The following is an 18,278-nucleotide window of genomic DNA, read 5'->3' as shown; positions in this document are numbered from 1 at the left end:
GCCTCAACTGTCTCATCGAGCGTTGTCAAAAGGGAACGTAACAGCCTCGATTCACAACTTACGTCACAAATGCGAGTACTTGGGTTTTATGTCGCTCCAAAGGTCGCTGGAGAGCCGTCGCTTTTTATAATTGGCGCTGACTTCAACATCGCTTCATGCCCGAAAAAACACGCCCCAGTGGGCCTTCCAAGACCCCCACTCCAGCACAGCGCCCAGTCTGGCTGACCTGGCTTCTGCGCTTCCTGATGTGGGGACTGGGTATCGCTGCAGCTGGAGCGGTGTCGCTGGTCTGCGTGGTGGCGGTCGCCCTGGCCGTGGCCTACCCGAACCTGCCGGACGTCTCCGATCTGGCGGACTACCGGCCAAAGCTGCCGCTGCGCGTGTTCTCCTCCGAGGGCATCCTGATCGGCGAGTTCGGCGAGGAACGCCGCAACCTCACGCCCATCGCGACCATTCCGAAGGTTATGAAAGACGCCGTACTGGCAGCGGAGGACGCCCGCTTCTACGACCATGGCGGAGTCGACTACAAGGGCCTGTTGCGCGCGGGAATCGCCAACATGAACCGGATGAAGAGCCAGGGCGCGTCCACCATCACCATGCAGGTCGCGCGCAATGTCTACCTCAGCTCCGAGAAGACGCTGACCCGCAAGATCTACGAAGTGCTGCTGACCTTCAAGCTCGAGCACCTGCTCAGCAAGGACCAGATCTTCGAGATTTACCTGAACCAGATCTATCTCGGCAACCGGGCCTACGGCTTCGCGGCTGCTTCGGAAGCCTACTTTGGCAAGCCGCTCAAGGACATCACCATCGCCCAGGCCGCCATGCTCGCGGGCCTGCCGAAGGCGCCGGGCGCGAACAATCCGGTGAACAACCCCTCGCGCGCGCGTGGGCGCCAGCTTTACGTGATCGACCGGATGCAGGAAGCCGGCTTCATCAGCGCCGAACAGGCCGCCGAGGCCAAGAAGGAAGAGCTGCACCTGCGTGAAGGGGCCGACCCCACCCGCCTCCATGCCGAATACGTCGCTGAGACGGTGCGGCAACTGATGTACGCGCAGTACGGCGACAGCACCTACACGCGCGGCCTCAAGGTCTACACCACATTGGTCGCTACCGACCAGGCCGCGGCCTACAAGTCGCTGCGCAAGGGCATCATGGACTACGAACGTCGGCAGATCTACCGCGGCCCCGAGAAGTTCGTCGATCTGCCCAACGACCCGAAGGAACTGGACGAGGCCGTGGACGATGCGCTGGCCGAGCATCCTGACAACGGCGACGTGATGTCGGCGGTCGTGCTCAAGGCCAATGCAAAGGAAATCAGCGCCGTGCGCGCCAATGGCGATGCCGTGCAGATCACCGGCGAAGGGCTGCGGCCCGCACAGTCGGGGCTGTCGGACAAGGCACCGCCCAACATCAAGATCCGCCGGGGCGCCGTGATCCGTGTCGTGAAGACGCCGAAGAGCACCTGGGAGATCACCCAGTTGCCGGAGGTCGAGGGCGCTTTCATTGCGCTCGACCCGCGCGACGGTGCTGTCAAGGCCATGATCGGCGGCTTCGATTTCGACAAGAACAAGTTCAACCACGTGACGCAGGCCTGGCGCCAGCCGGGCTCCAGCTTCAAACCCTTCATCTACTCGGCGGCCCTCGAAAAAGGGTTTACGCCCGCAACGGTCGTCAATGACGGGCCGCTCTTCTTCGACGCCGGCACGACCGGCGGTCAGCCTTGGGAACCCAAGAACTACGACGGCGCTTTCGAGGGCCCGATGTCCCTGCGCCGAGCGCTTGCGAAATCCAAGAACATGGTTTCGATCCGGGTGTTGCAATCGATCGGCACGCGCTACGCCCAGGACTGGATCGGCAACTTCGGCTTCGAGCGGGAGAAGCACCCGGCGTATCTGCCCATGGCCCTCGGTGCCGGCGCAGTCACGCCGATGCAGATGGCAACGGCCTACTCGGTCTTCGCCAACGGCGGCTATCGCGTGAATCCCTACCTCGTGACGCGCATCACCGATCACAAGGACAAGGTGCTGGTTGAAACCCAGCCGCCGCTGCTCAACGAGACCATGCGTGCCATTCCGCAGCGCAACGCCTTCATCATGGACAGCCTGCTGCAGGAAGTCGCACGCAGCGGCACGGCGGCCAAGGCGCAGGCCACGCTCAAGCGCCCCGACATCTACGGCAAGACCGGCACCACCAACGACTCGCTGGATGCCTGGTTCGCAGGCTTCCAGCCGACCATGGCGGCGGTGGCCTGGATGGGCTACGACACGCCGCGCAAGCTCGGCGACCGCGAGACTGGCGGCGGGCTGAGCCTGCCGATCTGGATCAGCTACATGGAAACCGCCATCAAAGGCGTTCCAGTGACCGACCTGACCGCCAAGCCTCCCGCTGGCGTGGTCAATGCGGGAGGCGAGTGGTACTACGACGACTATGCACCAGGCCGAGGTGTCGCGACCCTGGGCGTCGAGTCTGGCCCGACGCCGCCTGCCGAGGCGATCTCGGGCGCGCCCATCGGTCCGACGCCGCAGCCAGAGGAGCGCAGCCGCATCCTCGATCTTTTCCGCAACTGATCACCCGCCGATTGCCTCAATCGGCGCTGAATTGCAGCGGCATACCGGCTTGCGCGCTCGCCTCGCGCGACAGCTGAGCGAAGAACTCCTCACTGGTCTTCGTGTCGATCCATGCACGGCCATCATGTCGGTAGTGGTAGCCGCCCGAGCGCGCCGCCAGCCAGATCTCCTGCAAGGGCTTCTGCAGGTTGACGATAAGCTGGGTGCCGTTGCGGAAGGTGATGGTGATCATGCCCCCGACGCGCTGATTGTCCATATCGGCGTCGCTCGTGTCGTTGATGTGATCGCAGCTGCGTTCGATCGCGGCCAGCGCGGCCTCGGCGCGGTCCAGGTACTCGGGGTCGGTCATTACAATTTCGTCATGCTGAATGTTCGTCAAATTCTAGTGAGCGCGATTGGCCTCGCGATCGTCGGGGTCGCGCTCGCCGGTTGCGGGCAGAAAGGTGCGCTCTACCTGCCCACCGAACCGGCCGCGACGAATCGCGCGACACTCCCAGGTCTGCTCATCCCCGGGTCGCGCGATGCCGCTGGCGCAGCACGCCCCGGAACGGGGACCTCCCCCGCACCCGCCGCGCCCAGCAGCGCACCCGCCACTCGCGAAGGAACGAAGTGACGCTCGCCGAACGCCTGCCCGGCCATCCCTTCATCGCATACAAGAACGGCACGCTGCACGTCGAGGCAGCGGCGCTGCCCGAACTCGCGCGCGAGCACGGCACCCCGCTTTTCATCTACTCGAAGCAATGGATGCTCGAGGCGCTGGCCGCGTACCAGCGCGGCTTCGAAGGGCGCGACGCGCTGATCTGCTATGCCATCAAGGCCAACTCCGCATTGGGCGTGCTGCGCATCTTTGCCGAGGCGGGCTGCGGCTTCGACATCGTCTCCGGCGGCGAGCTCGCCCGCGTTCTCGCAGCGGGCGCCGATCCGGCCAAGGTGATCTTCTCAGGCGTCGGCAAGACGAAGCATGAAATGCGGCAAGCGCTGGCGGCAGGCATCGCCTGCTTCAACGTGGAGAGCGAAGCCGAGATCGACGTGCTCAACGCGGTCGCGCTCGACGAAGGACGCCAGGCCGCGATCAGCGTGCGCATCAATCCCAACGTCGATCCGAAGACGCATCCCTACATCTCCACCGGTCTCAAGGGCAACAAGTTCGGCATCGCGCACGACCGCGCACTGGCCATCTACCGGCACGCCGCCTCGCTGAAGGGCCTGCGGGTGGTCGGCATCGATTGCCATATCGGCTCGCAGATCACCGAGGCCGCGCCCTACCTCGAGGCGCTGGAACGGGTGCTCGATCTGGTCGAGGCGATCGAGAAGGCCGGCATCGCGCTGCACCACCTCGACTTCGGCGGCGGGTTGGGCATCGACTACAACGGCGACACGCCGCCAGCGGCCGATGCGCTGTGGCGGCGACTGCTCGAGCGCCTCGACGCGCGCGGCTTCGGCCAGCGGCGCCTGGTTGTCGAGCCTGGGCGCTCGCTGGTCGGCAACGCCGGTGTCTGCGTGACCGAAGTGCTCTATACGAAGCCCGGCGAGGCCAAGAACTTCTGCATCGTCGATGCAGCGATGAACGACTTGCCGCGGCCCGCGATGTACCAGGCCTTCCACCGGATCGTCCCGGTCACGCCCCGTCGAGGCGAGGCCGTCAGCTACGATGTCGTCGGCCCGGTCTGCGAGAGCGGCGACTGGCTCGGCCGCGACCGCGCGCTCGACGTGAAGGCCGGCGACCTCCTGGCGGTGCTGTCGGCCGGTGCCTATTCGATGGCGATGGCGAGCAACTACAACACCCGCGGCCGCGCAGCCGAGTTGCTGGTCAGCGGCGACCGCGTCACGCTGATTCGCCGCCGTGAAAGCATCGAGGACCAGCTGCGCAGCGAGCAGTTCGAGGGCTGAGCGTCCCCGCCTTCACTTGCTCAACTGCACGCGCCCGGCGGGTGCATGCCGCGGCGCTTTCCTGTTCCGGGCGAAGTTCCAGGCCCGCCACCCCAGCAGCACCGCAATGATGGCGGCGTAGACGAAGACTTCGCCAAAATTGTTCTTCGCGGCGCGCATCCAGAAGAAGTGCAGCAAGCCCAGGCCAGCGATCACATAGACCCACTTGTGCAGCATCTGCCAGCGCTTCGCGCCCATCGCCTTGATCGCGCGGTTGAACGAGGTGGCCGCAAGCGGCGTGAGCAGCACGAAGCCGCTGAAGCCCACCAGGATAAAGGGCCGCTTGGCGATGTCCTTGGCGATCTCCGGAATGTCGAAGCCCATGTCGAACAGGCTGTAGCTCAGCAGATGGACCACCACGTAGAAGTACGCGAACAGGCCCAGCATGCGGCGAAAGCGCGCTAATGCATTGAGCCGGGCCATGACGCGCAGCGGCGTCACCGCGAGCACGATGCAGATGAAACGCAGTGTCCAGTCGCCGGTGGAGCGGATCAGGTGCTCCGCAGGATTGGCGCCCAGTCCATCGGTGAAGGCGCCCCAGGCCAGCCAGGCGAAAGGCAGCAGGCACAGCACGAACACCAGCGGCTTCGCGGCCGGGTGCAGCAGCAGCTTGTTCATGATGGATTCAGTAGAACTTCTTCAGGTCCATGCCGGCGTAGAGCTGCCCAACCTGTGCCTCGTACCCATTGAAGATCAATGTCTTGTGGCGCTTGGCGAACAGTCCGCTACCGTCGCCGATGCGGCGCTCGGTGGACTGGCTCCATCGCGGGTGGTCCACGTTGGGATTGACGTTCGAATAGAAGCCGTACTCCTGCGCCGCCGCCTTGTTCCAGGCGGTGCCTGGCTCCTTCTCGACGAAGCGGATCTTGACGATGGATTTGGCACTCTTGAAGCCATACTTCCACGGCACCACGATGCGCACGGGCGCGCCGTTCTGGTTGGGCAACACCTCGCCGTACATGCCGAAAGTCAGCAGCGTCAGCGGATGCATCGCCTCGTCCATGCGCAGGCCTTCGGCGTAGGGCCAATCGAGGACGCGCGAGCCGACGAAGGGCATGGTCTTGGGATCGGCCAGCGTGACGAACTCGACGTACTTGGCATTGCCCTGCGGCTCGACGCGCTTGATGAGTTCGGCAAGCGAATAGCCGACCCATGGGATCACCATCGACCAGCCCTCGACGCAGCGCAGCCGGTAAATGCGCTCTTCCTGCGCACTGAGCTTGATCAGGTCCTCGATGGCGTACTTCCCCGGCTTCTTGACCAACCCTTCGACTTCCACTGTCCAGGGCCGCGTTTTCAGCGTGCCGGCGTTCTTCACCGGGTCGCCTTTGTCGGTGCCGAACTCGTAATAGTTGTTGTAGCTGGTGGCGTCCTTGTAGTCAGTGAGCTTCTCCATCGTCTGCGCACCGGCCACCGCCGACTTCTCGCCTTTGAGCGCCGCCAGCTTTCCCGGCGTGGCGGTCTGGGCAAGCGCCTCGCGCCCGGCCCATGAGGCCATGGCCGCGCCAGCGACGCCGGTGGCCAGCAGCTTGAGCAGGTCGCGCCGTCCTTCGTAGGCCGCGCGCGACGTGATCTCGCTCGGATGCGGGTGGATGAAGCCCTGGTCCTTGGATCGAATCAACATGGATCGCCTTTCGCTGTTTTGCTTGTACTGGGATCTATTCGTTCCCAATGCTGATCCGGTTACGCGCCGGACGTTCCGCCGGTTTCAACCTGCCGTCCGACCTGCGGGCAGCGCCTCCTACAGGGTCCCGTAGCTGTGCAGGCCGCTCAGGAACATGTTGACGCCCAGGAAGGCGAAGGTGGTCACAGCCAGTCCGCCCAGCGCCCACCAAGCCGCCACGGTGCCCCGCAAGCCCTTGACCAGCCGCATGTGCAGCCAGGCCGCATAGTTGAGCCAGACGATCAGCGCCCAGGTTTCCTTCGGGTCCCAGCTCCAGTACCCGCCCCAGGCGTCGGCTGCCCACAGCGCGCCGAGCACGGTGGCGATGGTGAAGAAGGCAAAGCCGACCGTGATCGACTTGTACATCACGTCGTCGAGCACCTCGTTGGCCGGCAGCCGTGCCGCGATGCGCCTGCGGCCCAGCAGGATGCCTGCAGCAATCAGCGCCGAGATGGCCGCGTAAACGAACCAATAGCTGCCGCCCGCCTCTTGCGCACGCTGGCGGAATGCCACCGGTACAAAGCACAGCGCCACGCCCAGGAGCCACATTGGCGTGAGCTTGTACCAGCGCGTCTCATGCGCCTGCTCCTTGATAAGGTAGGCAAAGGCCACCATCGCCGCCAGCGAGAAGGTGCCGTAGCCGATGAAGTTGGCCGGCACATGCAGCTTCATCCACCAGCTCTGCAAGGCCGGCACCAGGGGCTGGATCTCGTGGGCCTCACGCACGAGCGTGTACCAGAGCAGGAAGCCGACGGCGGCGCTGACCACCAGCATCACGAAGGCGCCCAGCGCCCGGGTGCCGTAGCGCGACTCGAAGTACAGGTAGAAGGTCGCGGTCAGCCAGCAGAAAAGCACGAAGACCTCATAGAGGTTGCTGACCGGGATATGGCCGATGTCCGGGCCCAGTTGATGGCTCTCGTACCAGCGCACCATCGTCCCGATCAGCGCCATGGTGACAGCTGCCCAGGCCAGGCGCGAGCCGATCAGGTCCATGGTGTCGGCCTGGCGGCCGCCAAAGAAGCCAAACCAGTAGAACAGCGTGCTCATGAAGAAGAGCACGCTCATCCACAGGATCGCCGACTGGCTGGACAGGAAGTACTTGAGCCAGAAAACGGTGTCGGCGCGCGCCAGGTCGCCCTGGTACGAGACGATGCCCAGCAACGCCGCCGCTGCCACCACCATTCCCAGCACCTGCAATGGGCGCCAGAACCAGCCCAGCCACACGGCGAAGGGCATGGCGGCCAGCAGGATCACCTTTTCGTAGACGTCCATCGCGCCTGCATAGTGCGAAAAGGCGAAGAGCCCGCCCGCCACGACCAGCGCGGCGAACACCCAGTCGAAAGCGTTGCGGCGCGACAGGAAGCCATCGTTCAGCGTGAGAGTGGTGGTGGTCATTGCTTAAGCCTCCGCGCGATGCGCTACGGTATTCGCCCTGGGAGCGGCCAGGCAGCTCATGAAGAGCCGCTCTTTCCGATGGCGAGCAGCCTGTCCTTCAGGCGCTCGAACTCGCGGTCGCTGTCGATGGTCTTGCGGTTGACCGAGTAGGCCATCGTGGCCGCCGTGCCCCGCCCGCCCGCGTCCTTTGCGAGCCAAACCCAGAGCCTGCGCTCGCGGACGTACAGCATGGCAAAAATGCCCACGATCAGCAACAGGCACCCCAGATAGACGACGTTCTTGCCAGGGGCGCGGGCGACCTGGAATACGCTGGCCTGCACCTGCTTGAAGTCGGTCATCATCATTGCCACGGGCGCGGGGTAGAAGTAGGCGTCGCTGATAGCCAGCACCGCCTGCGTCAGGAAGGCTTGGGATTTCTCGTCGGCCGACAGGGCCGCCAGGCCCGCCTTCTCACGGCTGAGGTTCAGTACCTCGAAGAGCGCATCGTTGAGGATGCGCACCAGCACGGCGCCGGCTCGCTCGCGCTCGGCCTCGGGCACATTCGCCTCCATGAACTCGGCGATCGCCTGCCAGCCGCCGCCGCTCACCGCGTCGGCCTTCGCGCGCTCGGCTCCGGCGAACAGCGCGAGAGCGCGGCCGGCCGAGATGCGCAGTTGCCCGGCGAGCTCGGGCCGCTTGGGGTCGGCGGCACGCGCGATGTAGCGCTCGATCGCCCGCGTGCGGGTGTCCGCGTCGGCGAGGGCTGCGCGCATGCGCACGAAGCCGTCCATCGATCCTTGCTCGTCGGCCGGAACCCGCAAATACCGGAAGGGCTCCTCCGGCCGTTCGCGCATGCCGAGCAGGAACACGGGCTGGCCGTCGCCGGTGTCTACCGGCACCATGTAGTTCTGGTACTCGCGTGCCTGGCCCGCGGCATCGCGAAGCTTGTAGCCGATGCTGGGGCCGATGTTGCGCAGCACCTTCGGCTTGTTGGTCTTGTTGGCCGCGCCCAGGCGCGACTCGATGTCGTTGCGCAGGTCGACCTTGCGCACGTCGGCGCCGCTGCCCATCGCGCCGGCGTCGCCGAAGTTCTCGACATTGATCACGCGCAGCGCCGTGTACTCCAGCGTCAGCCGGTCGCTGCCGTTGGTGATCTCCGAACTGTTGCCGATGATGCCCTCGACCTCGAAGGGCTTGGCTGCGGCCGCCATGGGCACCGCCTTGAGCTTCACGGTGGAACCGCCATCGTCGAAGCTGGACTGGTAGATCTCGATGCCCTTGTAGCTGGCCGGATGGTTCACCTCGATCCGCGCCGGCACCTGCTCGCCGGTCGCGCGGTCGTGCAGCACCACCTCGCTGGCGAACAGCTTGGGCATTCCGGTCGAGTAGTAGTCGACGATGAACTTCTTCAGCTCGATCGAGAACGGCAGGTCCTGCAGCAGCACGCCATCGGCCTGGTTCAGGATGGCGACGCTGGACTGCCCGCCTTCGGGCACGAGGATGTTGCCGCGAAAAGTAGGGTTGCTCGGCGACAGCCGATGCTGCGGCGCCACATCGGCGATCAGCCCGCCGCCGGTGTAGACGCTCTTGCCGTTGAACCAGGTCTGGGCGCGCACCACCAGGTCGCCATCGAGCAGCCCGCCGAGGCACACCAGCACGATGGCGCTGTGCGCCGCGATGTAGCCAAGCTTGTGGGCGCCGCCCGCGCGCGCAGCGACCATCCAGCCGTCGCCGTCGCGGTGCTGCAGCTTGACTTTCCAGCCGCCGCCCGCGAGAAGCTGCCCGATGCGGTTGGCCGCGGCATCAGGCGTTTCGTCGAGCGCGGTCTCAGCGCGCTGGCCGAAGGCACGCAGGCTCTGGACCCGGATGCTCTCCTTGAAGTTTTTCAGGTCGGTGAAGATGCGCGGCGTGTTGCGGGCAATGCACAGCGAGGTGCTGACCACCAGGAAGGTCAGGATCAGCAGGAACCACCAGGCGCTGTAGATCGAATCGAGCCGCGCCGCACGGAACACCTCGGCCCAGAAGGGGCCGAACTGGTTGATGTAGTTGTTGATCGGCTCGTGCTGCTTGAGCACGGTGCCGATGATGGATGCGATGCAGATGACGGTCAGCAGCGCGATGGCGAATCGCATCGACGACAGCAATTCCACCGCAGCCCGGACCGCGTGGGGACCGCGGCGGACGCGAAGGCCGTGGGTGGAGACTGCTGACATGGATGAGGGGGAGGGGAAAGCAAAAAGGCGGGCCATCCTTGCTGGATCGGCCCGCCCTGTTGGGGTTTGTTATCGGCGGTTAGTTCACACTGGCGGCAGGACCATCAGCGCAGGCCGGCAATGTAGTCGGCCACGGCCTTGATCTCACGGTCGTTGAGCTTGGCGGCGACGCCCGTCATCTGAGGGCTGTTCTGGCGGGTGCCGTCGCGGAACAGGCTGAGCTGCGCCATCGTGTAGTCGGCATGCTGACCGCCGAGGCGCGGGTACTGGGCCGGGATGCCGGCACCGTTCGGGCTGTGGCAGCCGGCGCAGGCCGGAATCTGGCGCTCCCCGATGCCGCCGCGGTAGATCTTCTCGCCCAGGGCAACCAGGTCCTTCTCTTTCGCGAAGCCGGGCTTGACCTTCTTGGAGCCGACGAACCAGGCGACGTTGCGCATGTCCTCGTCCGACAGGGCCGAGGCCATCGGCTTCATGATCGGGCTCTTGCGCTTGCCGGACTTGAAGTCCTGCAACTGCTTGAGGATGTATTCGGGATGCTGTTGCGCCAGCTTGGGATTTGCCGCCACGGCCGAGTTGCCGTCGGCGTTATGGCAAGAGGCGCAGCTCTGGCTGTTGACCGGGGTGTTGTTGAAGACGGTGTCGCCCTTGGCTGGATCGGGCTTGGCAATCTTGGCAGGGGCAGCGGCGGCAGCCGGCTTGCCTTCCGGATCGTCGGCCGCGAAGCTGGTGCTGACGGCGGCGCCCACGAGGGCTGCAAGCAGGAAACGGGCAAACAACTTCATATCGGGGGCTCTGGATTTATGGCGCAAAACCGCGCGATTCTACAATGGCGCCCCGTTACCGAGGCTCCACCCATGACCACCCCGAGCCGCAAGCCGGCCGCCCCTCTCTCCCGCACGGCCACCGTCGTGGATGCCGCAGTGGCCGAACGCATCCGCATCGCGCGCGGCTGGCTGCATACCGCCCACTTCCTCACCAGCGCGCCGCAGCTGGAGCATCTGCCGTCCCTCGGGTTGCCGGAGATCGCTTTCGTCGGGCGGTCGAACGCCGGCAAGTCGACCGCCATCAACACCCTTACCCAGCAGACCCGCCTGGCCTTCGCCTCCAAGACGCCCGGCCGCACCCAGCACATCAACCTGTTCGGCGTCGGCAAGCAGAAGGTGGACGACGCGGTGCTGGCCGACCTCCCGGGCTATGGCTACGCGGCCGTGCCGCGCGAGGCGAAGCTGCGGTGGCAGCGAGTCATGGGTAACTACCTGATGACGCGCGAGAGCCTGCGCGGCGTGGTGCTGATGTGCGACCCGCGCCATGGTCTCACCGAACTCGACGAGATCCTGCTGGAGGTGATCCGTCCGCGGGTCGAGCAGGGCCTGAAGTTCCTCGTGCTGCTGACCAAAGCCGACAAGCTGACACGTTCGGACGGCGCCAAGGCGCTGTCGATCGTGCGACTGCAGGCCGGCGGCGGTGAGGTCAAACTGTTCTCGGCCTTGAAGCAACAGGGAGTGGACGAGGCGGCGGAACTGCTGTGGCGCTGGGCCCATCCGCAGGACGAGCTGCCCGCAGAACCGACCGAAGGAGACAGCCCGCCATGATCCAGACCTTTGCCCGTGCGCTGCCCAACGGCACCACGCTCAGCTGCCGTGCCGCCGGCGAGCCCGGCCGCCCCTTGATGGTTTTCCTGCACGGCTTTCCTGAAGCCGCTTTCATCTGGGACGAGCTGCTCGAGCATTTCAGCCAGCCAGAGCACGGCGGCTGGCGCTGCGTGGCGCCGAACCTGCGCGGCTTCGAGAAGTCGAGTTCCCCGACCGAGGTGTCGGCCTATCGTGCGCACCTGCTGATCCAGGACATCGAGCAGCTCGCGCAAAGCGAGCGCGAGGACGGCCGCATCGAGGCGCTGGTCGCGCACGACTGGGGCGGGGCCTTCGGCTGGGGCTACGGCAATCAGCATGCGGACAAGCTGGGCCGGCTCGTCATCATCAATTCGCCGCATCCGGGCACCTTCGTGCGCGAGCTGCGAGACAACCCTGCGCAGCAGGCTGCCAGCGCCTACATGAACTTCCTTGCGCGGCCCGACGCCGAAACGCTGCTCTCGGCCGACGACTACAAGCGGATGTGGCTCTCGTTCACCCAGATGAAGGCCGGGCCGGAGGGCTACGGCTGGCTGACGCAGGAGGTCATGGCCAAGTACCGCGAAGTATGGGACCACGGCCTCACGGGCGCCTGCAACCTCTATCGCGTGACGCCGATGAAGCCCGCCCTGCCCGGCAAGCCTGCCGCCGAACTGCCCGAATTGCCGCGCGAACGGCTGGTGGTGGAGGTACCCACCTTCGTCTTCTGGGCACTCGACGACAAGGCGCTGCTGCCCGGCTTGCTTGAAGGTCTGGAAGACTACGTGCCCAGGCTCGATCTCAAGAAAGTGCCCGACGCCACGCACTGGATCGTGCACGAACAACCCGAGTTCGTTGCCCGCGAGATCGAGGCCTTCCTGCAGCGGACTCAGTAGACAGGCGCCGCGCCCTCCGGCCGCGTCTTGAACCGCCGGTGCACCCAGTAGTACTGCGCAGGCATGGTGTCGATGTAGCCCTGGAGACGCCGGTTCATCAGCGCGGTGTCGGCCATCACGTCCTCGGTCGGGAAGTCTTGCCAGGCCGGCAGCACCTCGATCTCGTAGCCGGCGGGCGTGAGCTTCGAGACGATCGGCACCACCTTGGCTCGCCCCAGCCGGGCAAAGCGCGACAACGAGGGCACGGTGGCCGCCGGCACGCCGTAGAAGGGCACGAAGACGGTCTGGTCGCGCCCGAAGTCCATGTCGGGCAGCAGGTACAGCAGGCCGCCCTTGCGCAGCCCTGCGATGATCGGCTTGATGCCGTCGACGCGATTGAGCGTGATCACGTTGCCGAAGCGCTTGCGGCCCTCGCGAATCCACTCGTCCACCATCGGATCGCGCTGCGTCGTGTAGATGGTGGTGGAAGGCCGCGCCGTATGCATGGTGAGCGCGGTGGCTGCCGCGTCGAGGCCGTAGAAGTGCGGCGCGAAGAGGATCATCGGCTCCTTGCCGTTGGCGATTTCGTCGATTTCGCCCGCCGAGCCCTTCACTCGTAGCCGCGCTGCCACCGTCTTTTCGGGCGCATGCCAGAGCCAGCTGCGGTCCAGCCAGGATTGCGCCACATAGACGAAGGTCTCGCGCGCGATCCGCCGCCGCTCCGCCGGCGATTTGGTCGGAAAGCAAAGGGCGAGGTTGGCGTCAACGACACGCCGACGCGGCGCGGCGACAGCGTGCAGCACGTGGCCCAGCGCGGTGCCGAAGCCGCGGACCAGCGGCAGCGGGACATGGGCCAGGGTGCGCATGAAGACAATGCCGAGGCGGGAGAACACGCTCATCGCGCGGCCTCCGCTTCGGCCGCCACGGGCGCCTCGCCACGCGGCTGCTTGTAGCGGGCGTAGTCCCAGACGTACTGCCCCGGCAGTGCACGAATCAGCGCCGCGACGCCTTCGTTCATCGCGGCGGCGGCGGCTTCGGGCGTGGCCTTCGGGTCGCCCAGGGCGGTACCGTCGTAGGGCGTGAGCCGGATCACATACCCCGCCCCGCGCGGCAGCCGTTCGCAGACGCCGAAGAAGACGCGCGCTCCGGTCTGCTGCGCCAGGCGCGGCAGCAGGGTCATGGTGTAGGCAGGGCGGCCGAAAAAGGGTGCCCAGACGCCCTGCCCCAGCGGCGGCACCTGGTCGGGCAGGATGCCGGTGTACCCGCCGGCCCGCAACGTGCGGATCAGCCCGCGCACACCGGCGACGCTGGTGGGCAGCATCTGCAGGCCGCGCCGCTCGCGCGAGCCGGCACCGATCAGCTCGGCCATCCATTTTTTGCGAGCCGGGCGGAACAGCGCCGTGATCGGGCCGTAGGCGTCGACGAAGCGCTCACCGAGCGCCTGCCCCAGGATCTCCCAGCAACCGACGTGTGGCGAGGCGACGATCACGCCCTTGCGCGCCGCCAGCGCCGCCTCCAGCTCCGCCGCTCCCTCCCAGCGCACGATCCGCGGCAGCACGCTCTCGCCCTGCGGTCGGGCCCAAAGCCAGGGCAGCTCGGCGGCCATCGCGCCAGCGGCGCCGATCGCGGGGCGGTACTGGGCGGGCGTGAAGCCGGCGTGCTCGGCGTTGTCCTTGAAGCGTTGGCGGTAAGTGGGCGAACCCCACCACACCAGCCAGCCCAGGCCGCGGCCAGCGGCATGCATCCAGCGCAGCGGCACATGGGCGAGCAATCGAAACAGAAGAATCATCCGGTTGGAGGGGGTGAAAACCAGGACGCGCACGCGGGCTGTCGCGCGGCTCGAATACAATCGAAATTGTCGCTGAGTTATGGAACTACTTGCAGGGCGACGTTAAACATCACTGCTAAAGCGTTCGCCACACTCCAAATGGATAGGCAACGCGCCAATTCAACTGCTTGGAGTTTCATCGACATGGCGAACGACTTTCTCTTCACTTCCGAATCGGTCTCCGAAGGCCATCCCGACAAGGTCGCAGACCAGATCTCGGACGCCATCCTCGACGCGATCTTTGCCCAGGACCCGCGCAGCCGCGTCGCCGCCGAGACGCTGACCAACACGGGCCTCGTGGTGCTCGCCGGCGAGATCACGACCAACGCCCACGTCGACTACATCCAGGTGGCGCGCGACACCATCAAGCGCATCGGCTACGACAACACCGACTACGGCATCGACTACAAGGGCTGCGCAGTGATGGTCTGCTACGACAAGCAGTCCAACGACATCGCCCAGGGCGTGGACCACGCGAGCGACGATCACCTCAACACCGGCGCCGGCGACCAGGGCCTCATGTTCGGTTACGCCTGCGACGAGACGCCCGAGCTGATGCCCGCGCCGATCTACTACGCCCACCGGCTGGTGGAGCGCCAGGCCCAGCTGCGCAAGGACGGCCGCCTGCCCTTCCTGCGCCCCGATGCCAAGAGCCAGGTCACGATGCGCTACGTCGACGGCAAGCCGCACAGCATCGACACGGTCGTGCTCTCCACGCAGCACCATCCGGACCAGAGCGAGACGCCGACCAAGATGAAAGCCTCGTTCAACGAAGCCATCATCGAGGAGATCATCAAGCCGGTCCTGCCCAAGGAGTGGCTGAAGGACACCAAGTACCTGATCAACCCCACCGGCCGCTTCGTCATCGGCGGACCGCAGGGCGACTGCGGCCTGACCGGCCGCAAGATCATCGTCGACACCTATGGCGGCGCCTGCCCGCACGGCGGCGGCGCCTTCTCGGGCAAGGACCCGAGCAAGGTGGACCGCTCGGCCGCCTACGCGGCGCGCTATGTGGCCAAGAACATCGTGGCAGCGGGCCTGGCGCGCCAGTGCCAGATCCAGGTCGCCTATGCAATCGGCGTGGCGCGCCCGATGAACGTGACGGTCTACACCGAAGGCACCGGCGTGATCCCGGACGAGAAGCTTGCGGAGCTGGTGCAGGAGCATTTCGACCTCCGCCCGAAGGGCATCATCCAGATGCTCGACCTGCTGCGCCCCATCTACGGCAAGACCGCGGCCTATGGGCACTTCGGCCGTGAAGAGCCCGAGTTCACCTGGGAAGACACGAGCAAGGCAGCGGCGCTGCGAGCCGCCGCAGGGCGCTGAGAGCCGAAGGGGGCGCCTCGACGAGTCAGGCGCCGTCGCCCTGCAGCAGCCGGCGTACTTCTTCGTCGCTGGTCTGCCCGAAGTCCTCGTACCAGATGCCCACCGCGCGAAACGGCTCTGGCACGTGGGCACAGACGACTTCGTCCGCCACTGTGTTGAGCAGTTGCACGGCCTCTCTCGAGCCCACGGGCACCGCCACCACGATGCGCTGCGCCTGCATTGCGCGCACCGCAAGCACGGCCGCGTGCATGGTGGCGCCGGTGGCAAGGCCATCGTCGACCAGGAGGACGACGCGCCCGGTCAGCGCCAGCGGCGGGCGCTCGCCGCGGTAGAGCCGCTCGCGGCGCGCCAGCTCGGCCTGCTCGCGTTCGATCACCTGCTGCACTTCCGCCTCGGACACCGGCCACATCGGCGGGACATCGGACATGACGCGCACGCCCCCGGGCCCGATCGCGCCCATCGCGAGCTCCTCCTGCCCCGGGAAACCGAGCTTGCGCACCACCAGCACATCCAGCGATGCCTGTAGCGCCCGGGCGACTTCCCAGGCCACCGGCACCCCGCCGCGCGGCAGCGCCAGCACCACCACATCAGACTGGCCGCGGTACGCCTCCAGTGCGCTCGCGAGCATGCGGCCCGCCTCGTATCGGTCCTTGAATTCCATCTGCGCTCCTCGTCATGGCAGCGGGATTTCAGAAACGATACGCCGCCCCGACGCCGAGCGTCCAGTTGCGCTCCAGGGCAGGTTCGAAGTAGCGCGCGTTGCCCTCGTTCACGATCACCGACCCGACATAGCGCCGGTCGAAGAGGTTGTCGATCCGCGCGAAGGCGTTGAGGTCCCAGCGCTCCCAGCGCTTCACGTACCCGGCGTAGAGCGACGCCACCGCATAGCCCGGCATGCGGGCGCTGTTGCGGTCATTGGCAGCGATGCCGCTGAGCGCGCGCAGCTCGGCGCCGGCGCGCCAACCCTCGGGCGGCACCCAGCCGAAGGAGGCAAAGAGCGCGTGCTCGGCAATTCCCGGGATGCGCTTGCCGGCGGGCACCGTGGTGCCCGCGCTGCAGGGCGAAGGAGAACAGAAGCCATCGCGGTAGCGCGCGTCGAGCCAGGTGTAGGCCAGCTGCGTGCGCCAGTGGTCCAGCGTCTCGTGCTGCCAGGCAAGTTCGAAGCCATCCCGCTTTGTGCGCCCGGCGTTCTGGAAGGTGGCGCGGCCGCCGATGTTGGTGTTGGTCACGATCTCGTCCCGCGTGCGGGTCCGGAACAGAGCCGCGGTCAGCAGCCCGCCGGCGAGGCGCGCCTTCGCCCCGACCTCGACGCTGGTGTTGACCGAGGGCTGCAACCCGAAATTGAGCCCGCCGGTGCCATCGGCGCGGTAGGACAGCTCGTTGAGCGTCGGAGTCTCGAAGCCACGGCCCGCGGAGGCGTAGAGCGCCAGGTCGGGCATGGCCTGGTAGCGCAGCGAGGCCACCGGCAGGGTCTTGCCATAGCGCGCGCTGCCGCTGTCGTCTCCGTTGGGGCCGAGGATGTAGAGGTCGCGCGAAGAGAAGCGCACATTGCTGCGGCGCACACCGGCTTCCAGCGTCCAGCGCTCGGCGAAGCGCCAGCTGCCCTGCACATAGGGATCGAGGTTGCGTACCTCGTTGCGCTCGTCGCGGCGCAGCCTGCCCTGGACGCCGAGCGCCAGCGGCGCCGCCGCGCGTCCGAAGAAGTTCTCGAAGCCGCGGCGCTGCTCCCGCAAGTTGTCGTAGGCCAAGCCGGCAACGAGGTCGAAGGGCCGATCGGCCAATTCCAGGTTGGCACTCCAGCGCAGGTCCACACCGCCGTAATCGCGCGCCAGATCGATCACGCCACCGGCATGCCGCGGGTCCACTTGCGCAGGAGAAGGCGGAATCGACTGGAACTGCACGGTGCTGCGCTGCCCGCCGTACACCATCAGACGCAGCGCGTTGCGCGCATCGATGCGGCGCTCGTACGTGAGGCCCAGTTGCTGCTGGTCGACCGTCTTGCGCGTGTCGAACTGCGTTGCCAGGGGGGCGCCGCGCGGGTCGAGCGCGTACAGCTCGGCCGACAGGCCCAGCGGGTCCTGCGCGTAGACATGCACGCTGTTGAAGACCAACGTGAGCTTGCTGCCGTCGTCCATCCGAAAGCCCAGCTTGCCGTTCTGGATCTCGCGGTCCGCAGCGCTGTGCTCGCGCCAGCCGTCTGTGTGAAAGCGGCTCGCACTCAGCGTGTAGTCGACCGTGCCGGCCGAACCGCTGAGCTTGCTGCCAACACGCCAGGTGCCGAAGCTGCCGCCGGCCGACGAGAAACCGAACGTGGGTGGCCCCTCCCCTTCCTCGGTGAAGGCCTGGACCACGCCGCCGGACGAATTGCCATAGAGCGCAGAGAAAGGCCCGCGCAGGATCTCGACCCGGTCGACGGAGCCGATGTCGATGTTGGAGGTCTGGCCCTGGCCGTCCGGCAGCGTGGCCGGGATACCGTCCACGTAGAGGCGCACGCCGCGCACGCCGAAGGTGGAGCGCGCGCCGAAGCCACGGATGGACAGCTGCAGGTCCTGCGCGTAATTCTGGCGATTCTGGAGCTGCAGCCCCGGCACCGCACCGAGGCTTTCGGACAGGTTCACCCCGAGCCGCGCGTCGCGCATCTCGCTGCCATCGACGCGGTCGACCGAGCCCGGCACGTCGAAAGACCGCACCTCGCCGCGCGGAGTGGACACGGTGATCTCGCGCAGCATGGGCGCGGGCAGAGCATCTTGCGCCTGGGTGGCACAGGAAACGGCGGCGAGCAGGCCGGCCGCGGAGAGGCTGGATTTCATCGCGGCCATTCTGGGGTTGGCAGCCGCGTGGCCGTGGTGGGCAAGACCCTAGGGCGCTGGGTACGTCTCGAAACCAGAAGCCTTTG

The 18,278-nt window shown here is 66.5% G+C and carries 16 protein-coding genes; 6 read left to right on the top strand and 10 right to left on the bottom strand.

Annotated features, from left to right (window positions below):
• Positions 1 to 155: 155 nt before the first annotated feature.
• Entirely contained in the window at positions 156 to 2,567 is a 2,412-nt protein-coding gene (locus G3W89_RS06260) for a penicillin-binding protein 1A (protein WP_162573279.1), read from the top strand.
• A 16-nt stretch (positions 2,568 to 2,583) separates the two neighbouring features.
• On the opposite strand, the gene cyaY is transcribed toward G3W89_RS06260, so the two are convergent.
• Positions 2,584 to 2,916 carry an iron donor protein CyaY gene (cyaY, locus tag G3W89_RS06255; RefSeq protein ID WP_162573278.1) on the bottom strand — a complete coding sequence of 111 codons (333 nt, stop codon included), beginning with the start codon at positions 2,914 to 2,916 and terminating at the stop codon, positions 2,584 to 2,586.
• Positions 2,917 to 2,928: 12 nt separating this feature from the next.
• Here cyaY and lptM point away from each other — a divergent pair, with 12 nt between their 5' ends.
• Both lptM and lysA read left to right on the top strand, forming a co-directional pair.
• Positions 2,929 to 3,180, top strand: coding sequence for an LPS translocon maturation chaperone LptM (gene lptM / locus G3W89_RS33630; protein WP_162573277.1), 252 nt, complete (start codon positions 2,929 to 2,931; stop codon positions 3,178 to 3,180).
• On the top strand, positions 3,177 to 4,457 hold the full coding sequence (gene lysA / locus G3W89_RS06245) for a diaminopimelate decarboxylase (protein WP_162573276.1): 1,281 nt from the start codon (positions 3,177 to 3,179) through the stop codon (positions 4,455 to 4,457). The genes lptM and lysA overlap by 4 nt, the downstream gene beginning before the upstream one ends.
• 12 nt (positions 4,458 to 4,469) lie before the next feature.
• Here the strand turns inward: lysA and G3W89_RS06240 are convergent, their stop codons facing one another.
• The 5 genes from G3W89_RS06240 to G3W89_RS06220 all read right to left on the bottom strand — a co-directional run bounded on the left by G3W89_RS06240 (position 4,470) and on the right by G3W89_RS06220 (position 10,528).
• The gene (locus tag G3W89_RS06240) at positions 4,470 to 5,114 is read right to left on the bottom strand and encodes a sulfite oxidase heme-binding subunit YedZ (protein ID WP_162573275.1); all 645 of its coding nucleotides are present in this window, start codon (positions 5,112 to 5,114) and stop codon (positions 4,470 to 4,472) included.
• 7 nt (positions 5,115 to 5,121) lie between these two features.
• Positions 5,122 to 6,120 carry a protein-methionine-sulfoxide reductase catalytic subunit MsrP gene (gene msrP / locus G3W89_RS06235; RefSeq protein WP_162573274.1) on the bottom strand — a complete coding sequence of 333 codons (999 nt, stop codon included), beginning with the start codon at positions 6,118 to 6,120 and terminating at the stop codon, positions 5,122 to 5,124.
• 117 nt (positions 6,121 to 6,237) lie between these two features.
• Positions 6,238 to 7,554: a c-type cytochrome biogenesis protein CcsB gene (ccsB, locus tag G3W89_RS06230; RefSeq protein WP_162573273.1), complete on the bottom strand. Its 1,317-nt coding sequence runs from the start codon at positions 7,552 to 7,554 to the stop codon at positions 6,238 to 6,240.
• Positions 7,555 to 7,610: 56 nt separating this feature from the next.
• Positions 7,611 to 9,746, bottom strand: coding sequence for a cytochrome c biogenesis protein ResB (locus tag G3W89_RS06225; protein WP_162573272.1), 2,136 nt, complete (start codon positions 9,744 to 9,746; stop codon positions 7,611 to 7,613).
• A gap of 104 nt (positions 9,747 to 9,850) precedes the next feature.
• On the bottom strand, positions 9,851 to 10,528 hold the full coding sequence (locus tag G3W89_RS06220; RefSeq protein ID WP_162573271.1) for a c-type cytochrome: 678 nt from the start codon (positions 10,526 to 10,528) through the stop codon (positions 9,851 to 9,853).
• 72 nt (positions 10,529 to 10,600) lie between these two features.
• On the opposite strand from G3W89_RS06220, the gene yihA reads away from it, so the two are divergent.
• Both yihA and G3W89_RS06210 read left to right on the top strand, forming a co-directional pair.
• Positions 10,601 to 11,338, top strand: a complete 738-nt coding sequence (yihA, locus tag G3W89_RS06215; RefSeq protein ID WP_162573270.1) for a ribosome biogenesis GTP-binding protein YihA/YsxC — start codon at positions 10,601 to 10,603, stop codon at positions 11,336 to 11,338.
• Positions 11,335 to 12,249, top strand: coding sequence for an alpha/beta fold hydrolase (locus G3W89_RS06210; RefSeq protein ID WP_162573269.1), 915 nt, complete (start codon positions 11,335 to 11,337; stop codon positions 12,247 to 12,249). The genes yihA and G3W89_RS06210 overlap by 4 nt, the downstream gene beginning before the upstream one ends.
• Here the strand turns inward: G3W89_RS06210 and G3W89_RS06205 are convergent.
• Together G3W89_RS06205 and G3W89_RS06200 are read right to left on the bottom strand one after the other, a co-directional pair.
• A complete protein-coding gene (locus G3W89_RS06205) occupies positions 12,243 to 13,127 on the bottom strand; it encodes an LpxL/LpxP family acyltransferase (RefSeq protein ID WP_162573268.1) in 885 nt (294 codons plus the stop codon). The two genes, G3W89_RS06210 and G3W89_RS06205, sit on opposite strands and share 7 nt — an antisense overlap.
• Positions 13,124 to 14,017 (bottom strand): lysophospholipid acyltransferase family protein, encoded by an 894-nt coding sequence (locus G3W89_RS06200; RefSeq protein ID WP_162573267.1) that lies wholly within the window; start codon positions 14,015 to 14,017, stop codon positions 13,124 to 13,126. Before G3W89_RS06200 ends, G3W89_RS06205 begins: the two co-directional genes overlap by 4 nt.
• Positions 14,018 to 14,200: 183 nt before the next feature.
• Between G3W89_RS06200 and metK the strand changes: the two genes are divergently transcribed.
• Positions 14,201 to 15,382 (top strand): methionine adenosyltransferase, encoded by a 1,182-nt coding sequence (gene metK, locus G3W89_RS06195; protein ID WP_162573266.1) that lies wholly within the window; start codon positions 14,201 to 14,203, stop codon positions 15,380 to 15,382.
• Between the two features lie 25 nt (positions 15,383 to 15,407).
• Here metK and G3W89_RS06190 read toward each other — a convergent pair whose 3' ends face one another.
• Together G3W89_RS06190 and G3W89_RS06185 are read right to left on the bottom strand one after the other, a co-directional pair.
• A complete protein-coding gene (locus tag G3W89_RS06190; RefSeq protein ID WP_162573265.1) occupies positions 15,408 to 16,043 on the bottom strand; it encodes a phosphoribosyltransferase in 636 nt (211 codons plus the stop codon).
• Positions 16,044 to 16,071: 28 nt separating this feature from the next.
• The gene (locus tag G3W89_RS06185) at positions 16,072 to 18,192 is read right to left on the bottom strand and encodes a TonB-dependent receptor family protein (protein WP_162573264.1); all 2,121 of its coding nucleotides are present in this window, start codon (positions 18,190 to 18,192) and stop codon (positions 16,072 to 16,074) included.
• Between the last annotated feature and the right edge of the window lie 86 nt (positions 18,193 to 18,278).

It is taken from the genome of Variovorax sp. PBL-H6, assembly GCF_901827155.1.
Taxonomy (GTDB): domain Bacteria; phylum Pseudomonadota; class Gammaproteobacteria; order Burkholderiales; family Burkholderiaceae_C; genus Variovorax.
The sequence above is the reverse complement of the archived record's forward strand: the minus strand, read 5'-3'. Positions and strand labels throughout refer to the sequence as shown.

Excerpts from the sequence above, each read along its gene's own strand:
- msrP (WP_162573274.1), bottom strand. The coding sequence starts at position 6,120 with ATGTTGATTCGATCCAAGGACCAGGGCTTCATCCACCCGCATCCGAGC.
- G3W89_RS06210 (WP_162573269.1), top strand. The coding sequence starts at position 11,335 with ATGATCCAGACCTTTGCCCGTGCGCTGCCCAACGGCACCACGCTCAGC.
- G3W89_RS06205 (WP_162573268.1), bottom strand. The coding sequence starts at position 13,127 with ATGAGCGTGTTCTCCCGCCTCGGCATTGTCTTCATGCGCACCCTGGCC.
- G3W89_RS06200 (WP_162573267.1), bottom strand. The coding sequence starts at position 14,017 with ATGATTCTTCTGTTTCGATTGCTCGCCCATGTGCCGCTGCGCTGGATG.
- yihA (WP_162573270.1), top strand. The coding sequence starts at position 10,601 with ATGACCACCCCGAGCCGCAAGCCGGCCGCCCCTCTCTCCCGCACGGCC.
- metK (WP_162573266.1), top strand. The coding sequence starts at position 14,201 with ATGGCGAACGACTTTCTCTTCACTTCCGAATCGGTCTCCGAAGGCCAT.
- G3W89_RS06240 (WP_162573275.1), bottom strand. The coding sequence starts at position 5,114 with ATGAACAAGCTGCTGCTGCACCCGGCCGCGAAGCCGCTGGTGTTCGTG.
- G3W89_RS06260 (WP_162573279.1), top strand. The coding sequence starts at position 156 with ATGCCCGAAAAAACACGCCCCAGTGGGCCTTCCAAGACCCCCACTCCA.
- G3W89_RS06190 (WP_162573265.1), bottom strand. The coding sequence starts at position 16,043 with ATGGAATTCAAGGACCGATACGAGGCGGGCCGCATGCTCGCGAGCGCA.
- lptM (WP_162573277.1), top strand. The coding sequence starts at position 2,929 with ATGCTGAATGTTCGTCAAATTCTAGTGAGCGCGATTGGCCTCGCGATC.
- G3W89_RS06185 (WP_162573264.1), bottom strand. The coding sequence starts at position 18,192 with ATGAAATCCAGCCTCTCCGCGGCCGGCCTGCTCGCCGCCGTTTCCTGT.
- ccsB (WP_162573273.1), bottom strand. The coding sequence starts at position 7,554 with ATGACCACCACCACTCTCACGCTGAACGATGGCTTCCTGTCGCGCCGC.
- G3W89_RS06220 (WP_162573271.1), bottom strand. The coding sequence starts at position 10,528 with ATGAAGTTGTTTGCCCGTTTCCTGCTTGCAGCCCTCGTGGGCGCCGCC.
- cyaY (WP_162573278.1), bottom strand. The coding sequence starts at position 2,916 with ATGACCGACCCCGAGTACCTGGACCGCGCCGAGGCCGCGCTGGCCGCG.
- G3W89_RS06225 (WP_162573272.1), bottom strand. The coding sequence starts at position 9,746 with ATGTCAGCAGTCTCCACCCACGGCCTTCGCGTCCGCCGCGGTCCCCAC.